This window comes from Bradyrhizobium sp. 142 (genome assembly GCF_023074015.1).
Taxonomy (GTDB): domain Bacteria; phylum Pseudomonadota; class Alphaproteobacteria; order Rhizobiales; family Xanthobacteraceae; genus Bradyrhizobium.
Map to the genome: position 1 here is coordinate 1 of NZ_JADPKQ010000022.1, position 8589 is coordinate 8589.

At 55.8% G+C, this 8589-nt stretch carries 4 protein-coding genes; all 4 read left to right on the plus strand.

What is annotated here, in order from left to right; all coding sequences use genetic code 11:
- Window positions 1-2639: 2639 nt before the first annotated feature.
- The 4 genes from IVA82_RS01650 (at window position 2640) to nolL (ending at window position 8494) form a co-directional block, all read left to right on the plus strand.
- Window positions 2640-3323 (plus strand): response regulator transcription factor, encoded by a 684-nt coding sequence (locus IVA82_RS01650; protein ID WP_247388731.1) that lies wholly within the window; start codon window positions 2640-2642, stop codon window positions 3321-3323.
- 91 nt (window positions 3324-3414) lie between these two features.
- Window positions 3415-3804 (plus strand): response regulator, encoded by a 390-nt coding sequence (locus IVA82_RS01655; protein WP_247388732.1) that lies wholly within the window; start codon window positions 3415-3417, stop codon window positions 3802-3804.
- Between the two features lie 1220 nt (window positions 3805-5024).
- The gene (gene ectB / locus IVA82_RS01660) at window positions 5025-6287 is read left to right on the plus strand and encodes a diaminobutyrate--2-oxoglutarate transaminase (RefSeq protein ID WP_247493133.1); all 1263 of its coding nucleotides are present in this window, start codon (window positions 5025-5027) and stop codon (window positions 6285-6287) included.
- Window positions 6288-7372: 1085 nt separating this feature from the next.
- The gene (gene nolL / locus IVA82_RS01665; protein ID WP_247388733.1) at window positions 7373-8494 is read left to right on the plus strand and encodes a nodulation factor fucose acetyltransferase NolL; all 1122 of its coding nucleotides are present in this window, start codon (window positions 7373-7375) and stop codon (window positions 8492-8494) included.
- The last annotated feature ends 95 nt before the right edge of the window (window positions 8495-8589 follow it).

The following is an 8589-nucleotide window of genomic DNA, read 5'->3' on the forward strand; positions in this document are numbered from 1 at the left end:
CCTGCCGAAGCCGAGCAACGCTACTACGCCATGCTGGAACAACCCGCCATGGCGGCATAACTTAAACCAAATGGCCTCCGGCAAACCCGGAGCGGTTCACACTGAGGTCGCGGTACCGAGCTAAGGAAGCACAGAGCTTGTGTATCCGACGCGATATTTGAAGGAGCCCGCCGTACACAATATTGCACTTGAGGAAGGCCGCCCCTTCGACAACGCCTCTCAGACGCTAGTCACGAGGCTGATTCACGATCGCAGCAGAGATCTAACTCCAACGAGACGCATCCAATGATGCGGCGGCGCGTTTGGACATTGACTGATCAATAAACCACAACGCCTGATCGAGCGACTTGAGCCAAAGAACTGAAGCAGCTTCTTGGTTAGCATGAGCCCCTCGAAATCGGATGTACTAGGGCTGGGAGCGCTCGGTCCATTGCAGCAAATCGAACAGCTGGCTTTCCGCCGCTTCGATGGCTACCCCGCGGACATAAGCGCGGCCGATATTGCTTTTTCGAGCTGAAACCGCACTGGCGCGGTATCAGCTCAGCCTATTCCCCTCGAGGCCCGCACGAAGCTGTCGATCTCCGAGCAGTCCCTAGATCTGAGGTCGATGCCGGCCGAGGAATACTGGACGGCAGGGCACTTACGCTGACCGGAATGTCGCTTCCCTGGTTGACTATTGTGCGAACCGCTCTGAATGCGATCAGACGATCAGGTGAGCTCGGCGATCGCCTTGCTGATATCTGGCATGTCGAACGACCCTTTCTCACAGAAGCCGGTCCCGAGAATTCGCCCACGCTTAACAGCACTGCCGCCAAAGAAGTTTGCTCCACAATCGACCATGAAGTTGTGCTTCTAACTAAGGCCCGAGGAAAAGCAAGATGCTCGGTCGAGTCCCTGAACATAAACGCCGCAAGGGCGCTCAGGCTAGAAATCCGGCCGACAAGCGCGGTGCCGTTTTCGAGATCGACGTTCACTCCTGGCTCCATTGTTGGAAGGCGCCATGCAGTGATCGACTCTGAACCACAGCATCAAGGGCAGATCTGCGAGCCACTGTGAGCGAAACCGCGCTCATAACTATTCTCTTCATTGTTGCTCCCATTGATGGAGCAACTGACCCGCGACAAAGGCACCCCTGATGCTCACCGAGCGCCGTATAGGCCCTCGCTGATCGGAATGCCGCTCGCTGCGGTTCGCAGGAGGGCGAGTGCCGGCCATGCGAAGCCGATAGATCCGAGAGAGTTCTCGCTGCTTGAACCGCTGTTCAAGCAAGGCGTAAGCTACCCAAAACCGGTGAAGAGAATTGCAATTAATATGAAGAACAGCGGAACGCCTTCTTTGCCAATTCGATAGATCTACACCGGCATCGTACAACCTGACGCTACCAACGATTCAAGCCCTTCCTGGCCGGTGCGGAAGTAGCAGGGAGTCACTACCTACTCTGCCTTGCTGAGCGAGCCTCAGTTTTGCCGCGCTGGTTTCTTCATTGGAGGCAGCGTCACCACGGATGTCCTGGCGATGTGGGGCGAACCCGACGCACTTTCTTCTTAACGGAGTGCCTCGGGCCGCCCGTAATGACCCTGCCTAGGCCGTAGGCCCTGAGCAAAATCGATGAGCTACTGGCAGGTCTGACAACAGCTTCAGGTTGACCGCTCGGGGCGCGTTCTGTCGTTCCTATGTAGGTCAAAGAGCGAACCTTCAAGGTGCCCGGCACGAACCTATGATGTCCGCCAATTCTGGTAGGAGAATGATTCTTTCGCTGGATCAGCGGTTGTTTGGCTGATGCAGGAGAGCAAATACAACTGCCTTTTGGCGAACTGGTCCGCAGCTGGACACCGAATGGAGCGTGTCCCGCCTCTCCATTCAGATTACGCCGCCTCGTCTTGGGGTGCGAGCCTCGTGAAGGAAGCAACGACACGAACGCACGTGAGCGCCCCTGCAGCAGCTCGAGTTCGAGCATCTTTACTACAAACATGACGGAAAGGACTTGAATCGCACCTTGCGTCAGGTTGTACGAAGTCGGTGCAAGGTGCTTTCCCCACCCTCGCAAAGAGCAACTCAGAGGCGCTCTGACGACGGAAAAGAAGAGTTCATGTGCTGATGCCGCTGCTACTCGTTCTGATATCTATTTTCCTTAGTACGGGTGCGATAGTCTACGCCGCTTGCCGATCTCAACGCCGGCGGGATGGGCGCATGCACAGGCACAATCGCGCCAATTCGCTCAGTTCGCGGCCCCGCGTTCAACTACCAAGGCGCCGGGCATTCTGATCCTTCAGCCGCATAATGGGTCGTCCGCTGCAGCCTCATTCGCGAAGGCCAGGCGACACGCGCCGCCATGCTAAAGCGAGCGCCTCAAGTTCTGGATTCGGTGCTTCTCGATCGGCTGCTGATCGTTTGATCGATGCCGCGGGGCCGATCCGACGCGACGGCGGACAGACGTGAAAGGCAGTTCTCGACCAGTCGGGCGGTTTTTGCTAGACTTTCGTGTAATGCGTCACGCTGGCGCGAATGGCTGACCCGTCACATACCTGGAAAATCTCAAAGATTTGCACTGCGCGAAGGGCCTCGAAAGGCTCGCGATCAATCAAAGGTCGTAGTTAGGCGACAATTCTACTGTAAATCGTACAAGTGAGGCTCTTATCGTGACCAAGCGCTCTGAACCGCGGAAGGAAGCCGCAAATGTCGTAGGGCCGGAGGTGAGGCCGAGCGTCTTCCTCGTCGACGACGACCTCTCAATGCGCGAATCGCTGGTCAACCTATTTCGTTCGATCGGTCTAGATGTCGTTGCTTACGGATCGGCCCGGGAAATGCTCCAGAGCGAGCTCCCTGATGTTCCTAGCTGCCTTGTGCTTGACATCAGGCTGCCGGGATTGAGCGGCCTTGAGCTCCAGAGTGAGTTAGCCAAACTGAAGATTCACATTCCCATCATTTTCATCACCGCGCATGGCGATATTCCGATGACCGTCAAAGCCATGAAGAGTGGAGCAATCGATTTTCTCAGCAAGCCGTTTCGCGATCAGGAACTACTCGATGGCGTAGTCGCAGCTATCGAACAGGATCGGAAGAGACGAGGTGTAGACAAGGTGGTTAGGAGGCTGCAGTCCTTGTTTGAGGCCCTAAGTCCACGAGAGCAGGATGTATTGAAACTGGTCGCCGCCGGCCTATTGAACAAACAGGTAGCCGCGGAACTCGGGCTCGCCGAGATTACAGTCAAAATCTATCGCGGTCACGTGATGAAGAAGATGGGAGCTCGATCGCTAGCCGATTTGATCAGGATGGCTGAGAGGCTGGGAATTGGGACCGACCGTTTCAGGGTACAAACCTAGGTATGATTTTACAATTTCGTCGTACACGCGCATCCTTCTGCTGGCCGTCATGCGTCGGCCAGCGCCTTCGCCCAACTAAGAACGGGTCGTCTTGTCTAGGTATTCAACTGTTTCCGTTGTCGACGACGATCCTTCGATTCGTGACGCACTGAACAACCTTTTGAAATCGCAGGGTCACATCGTTCGTACGTTTGCGTCGGCTGAGGAATTCTTGCGGTCGTCTCAATTGAACGATACGTCCTGTGTCATTGCAGACGTGCAGATGCCCATGATGAGCGGCTTTGAACTTTTGGAACAGATGCGGGCCCAGGGCCACGCTGCGCCATTCATCCTGATGACTGCCTTCGCAGATGATCGCACGCGAGCCCGCGCGTTGAGCGCCGGCGTAACCGGCTTTTTTGCCAAACCCTTTGCCAGTCTGGAGTTGATCGCCTGCGTCGATGAAGCGCTTCGCGAGCATCGTGGTGGAACGAACGCGTGAAAGATGGGGAAGCAGTCTGGACCAAGCCGCACCCGCGCGGCGCTTACGATGTCGATCAATGCGCGATTGCCCGTGCTTACCGCGTGCCAGTGGCGGTCCTCGCCTTTCGATCTTGCCGCATTCCTGTCGTTGTTGTTGCACTTTCGGCATCTGGTTGAAACACTTGCAACGTCGGGCTCCTGACAAGGCGCCTCTGGTATGATCGCGCAATCAGACGAGGCGAGGCCCTCCTCGCTTTAACGAAGGAGCGCCCTACCTTCAGTGCCACGATCCTTGCTGAGCTTAGCGCGAAAGTGCCACGGCAGCGGCTTGCCCGGCAGTACCTCGTTAGAACAAAGAACTCACCTGAAACTTGTGCGACCGCTCCAGATAGGTCGGGCACCGGAGTTTGTGGGAGGAAAGGCGCGGCGATCGCGGCCAAAATCACGCAGTCGGTCGAGACGATCGGTGCGGAATTCACAAAAGCCACAAAGACCGCATTTTGGCGATGTTGGGCTTTCGAAGGATCGAGTGGTGTACGCCAAACTCGCCAACTTGCGTTCGCTCCCAGCAACCCTTCGGCGGGCCGAAGCACCCGAAACCTACGCATCCGTTGCAGGGCAACACAAATGCCACTGGTCGAAGCGATTTCAAGCCACGCCTTTGCTGCCGAACGCATCCACGCCGACCACTCTCCGCGCCGGTCCCGGCCAAACGCAAGGCCCAAAGCGGGGCTCTGGACGCGCGATAAGCCCGCGCGCCGGGCCAGATCCGCGGCGGCCGTGTCCCTTCCACTCGCCGGGTCCGTGAGCGTGAGCATCCAACACACGCTTCCGGCTGGCGGGCTCCGCCGTCGCCGGGAGCGCATCGGCCCCTCTGGTCGCGATGAGCTTTTTCGGCCCGCATACTTCCCCGCTTCCAAGCTAACCGCGCAGTATGCGCAAATTCTTCAATCGCGCGCCGGCTAAGCAAACCTGCCCGCGAAAGACGACTTAGCCGGGGCCCGCGCTGGATGGGGACGAAACCACTAGACGTAGTAGCTTTATTCCGCCTGGTTCTCGGGTAAGCCGTTGGAGCTGATTTTCAGACGCCCTACGCATAGCCCAAAGGACGCCGAGAGGCGCCGGAACCGTGCGCTCATGGTCTGCCAATCCTGTACGATGTTGGCCGCGCGCTTGTTCGCGGGCAGATTTTCTTGTCGAGGAGACGACCACATGGTTGCAGGACACGACCCGCACAGAATGAAGACAGTCGAAATGCTAGAGTCCAACGTGCGCTCGTACTCACGTTCCTTTCCTGCTGTCTTCAGCAGGGCGCGCGGCTCGATTATGTTCGCAGAGGGTGGCCGAAAGGTCATTGACTTTCTGTCCGGCGCTGGAGCGCTAAATTATGGCCACAACAATCAGGAGATCAAATCGGCAATCAGCGAGTATCTGGAGTCGGATGGGGTCGTCCACGGCTTGGACATGGCCACTCCAGCAAAGGTCGAATTCATGGAGACCTTTAGCTCTGTCATCCTTCGTGAACGGAATCTTTCCTACCGCTTTCAATTTACGGGGCCTACGGGAGCTAACGCTATTGAAGCAGCTCTAAAGCTCTCGCGTAAGATCACAGGACGTCACAACGTCATTTCTTTCACGAATGGATATCACGGCCAAAGTTTGGGAGCCATAGCCGCGAGCGGTAACCGCTTTTACCGCAAAGGCAGCAGCATTCCCTTATCCGGCACAACGTTCATGCCCTATGATGGGTATCTTGGCTCCGCCCACAGTGCGGCGGAATACGTGCGAAAGGTATTAATGGACGAGAGCAGTGGCACTGATCTTCCAGCCGCCATTCTCGTCGAAACCGTGCAAGGAGAGGGAGGCATTAACGTCGCCGGTGAGGAATGGTTGCAGTCAATTCAGGCTTTGGCAAAAGAGGTCGGAGCTATTTTCATAGTTGACGATATCCAAATGGGCTGTGGCCGTACAGGCGAGTTCTTCAGTTTCGAGTTCGCTGCGTTGTCGCCAGACATTGTTGTAATGTCGAAATCGCTAAGTGGGTACGGTTTGCCACTATCGATGCTCCTGATCAAAGAAGCGATTGACGCATGGGAACCAGGCGAGCACACGGGGACGTTTCGAGGAAACAACCTTGCACTCGTTTCTGGCAAAGCGGCTTTGAATCTGTATTGGCGCAACCAGACGTTCTCGCAACAGGTCCGACGCTTGGGCGCATTTATGCGGCGTCGACTCGATGCTATCGCGCACCAGCACGGAAACAAGTTTGCTGTTCGTGGACGGGGCATGGTATGCGGATTCGATTGCAAAACGACCGAAATCGCAGAGGCGACGTCACATAGAGCGTTTGAAAAGGGATTGATTATCGAGCGATGCGGACCGACCGATCAGGTTGTAAAGTTCTTGCCTGCACTTACGATCGACCAAGAAACGTTGGGACAAGGCCTAGACATATTCGAGGAGTCATTGACCGAAACGTTGAATTCAGCCCGAGCAAGCTAAACTTGTAGGCACACGAGAGAAACTGTTGCTAGCGACCGCATCGCCGCAAGTCACTGGCGTGAGTCCTCGCTTGCCGCCGAAATGGTCAGATTTTTGAGGCCATGATCATGAAGGTGAAGCCTGAAGGCCAACACTATCTGTGACCCGCCGAGTCGGCTGATGTGCGGAGAACGCCTGCTGCCCTCCTCGATCCACAACACGTGAGTGCGAGCAGCACCTTTGACCATAGAACCTCGCAGTCGCGAGCGAATCTGGTCGAGCTGGCTTATCTAAGTTTTCACTCTGAGGTCTGCCGAAGGTGAGCTCGCAGCGGAATGGAGTCAAATGGTGTGGTATGGCTTCTTGGTGGCCACGTACCCAGCCGCACAGGTGCGGACTTTGTTAGGACCGTAGATTGTGCAGCAGCGATCGAGCCTGAGCCGTTTACAGCATAGGTGCAGCAACAATCACTCCGGCGGGCGGCTTTGCGACGAAAGCCGTCAAGGAACGAGCGGTGGGGATGTCCCGGGTTCTGTTGAATTTCTGAAGAGGTCGGCGTTGCCATTTTGAGCCGGTAGGCTCGGGGTGCTGATTCCAAAGGGGAGCAACGCGATGACGAGAGATATCACACCGGCTGGTTGGCCGGCGACCGGCGCTATGGACGAAGCATTTGCGGAAGTGCGGGCGAGTGCCCGAGTTCAGCTATCAGAAGCCCCTATTTGACGTGAGCGCCTCGACGGCAAGCGAAGGTGACGGACCAAATGTCAACTATGCTGGGCCAACCGAAGAAGCCCGACGCATCTGCCGGGTCTGAGATGCGTCGGGCTGAGTGGGAGACTGAGCGCGACAGTCTTCCACCTAGAACCGCGTCTGCAAGTAGTATGCCGTGCCCCCGTACTGCTACACCAATATCTCAAATTAGATATCTGCTCTGCCGCAAAGTTCCGCGAGGCATTCAGAGACGCTCGACCAGCTCCATCTTCAAGGCCTAACAAGCTGAACTTATTCGCCTTCCAAAAACTTCCGCCATCACCTTTCGTTTGGATCAAAAATGAGGCAGAAGAAGCGGACAACGGGCCACCGGCTCATCAACAACAGATATCTAGATGTTTGATATATTGCTACGCGTGACTGGAACGATCGCCCCGAGCTCGCGCACGACAGAGACAAACGATCGAGATCTAAGCTTAGATTTCGCGAAAGGTGCGCTCATTGTTTTGGTGATCGTTGGGCACCTGATTCAGTATGTCATCTACCGAGACGACGGGTTTTGGTATTCGCCGTACTACAAATCGATCTATATGTTTCACATGCCACTCTTTATGGCGATAAGCGGATATCTTTCTTCTCGATCGCTGCTGCAAAAGTCGTTCACTCGAGCCGCCAGCGACCGTGCGAAGCAGCTTTTGCTGCCGATGCTGTTTTGGTGGACGTTCATGGAGACAGCTAAGCTGGCGGCATTGTGGCGCGCGCCCAGCCTAACGAGCGGACTTTTGGAATTTGTAGACGATTTCGCTGGCACATATTGGTTCATCTGGGCCACGTTTGTTTCCTACCTTCTCCTCAAGATTTCTACCAGGCTAAACCACCAATGGTGGGTCATATCTGGCTTAGCCATACTGGTCGCACTCGCGCCTCTGACATTCTCCATATCACCCCTGATCAGATTCACTTACCCGTTCTTCTGCTTCGGCTTCTTGCTTGCTCAATCGAGAGAACGATGGACGCGTACATCGCGACATCACAAGCCGCTCCTGATTTTATTTCTCTCGATAGTGACCTGCGTATGCTTTCTAGCTTGGGGCAAGGATACCTATGTCTACAATAATCTTGGGGTAATTCACGATTTTCGGTCGGCTAAAAACGTGCTTCTGATGTTTGTTGGCTCTGCAGCTGCCTCAGCAATCGCTATCGAACTCCTGCTGCAATGCTGGAGCGTTGGCCGTTCAAATCGAATGGCCCGCTTTATCGCTGTGGAGTTGGGCCAGACCACGCTGCTGCTCTACCTGGTCCAGAGTACCGTGTTCCGTCTCATGGATTTCGTACAGTTCGGAGAACTTTGGGATCTCACGACCCGGTTGATCATCGCGGGTATGCTCGGGGCCGCGATTATTGCGATCGCGCTAACGGTGCGCTCGATTGTTCGCGGCGTTCCATATCTGTCGCAGCTCGTCCTTGGAATGCCGCCACGCCCAGGTCTTCCGCAAGCCAAACCTGCAATGAACTAGTGGCTCTGCACAGTGATTTTGACGGGTTGGGTCCGGCGGTCAGATTAGCTCGGGCAGGAGTTTCGGATCAATGAGGACCTCGATGCTGCGAGGCG

What these genes read in the sequence shown, in the direction of transcription:
- nolL (WP_247388733.1), top strand. Translation starts at nt 7,373, where the DNA reads ATGTTTGATATATTGCTACGCGTGACTGGAACGATCGCCCCGAGCTCG.
- ectB (WP_247493133.1), top strand. Translation starts at nt 5,025, where the DNA reads ATGAAGACAGTCGAAATGCTAGAGTCCAACGTGCGCTCGTACTCACGT.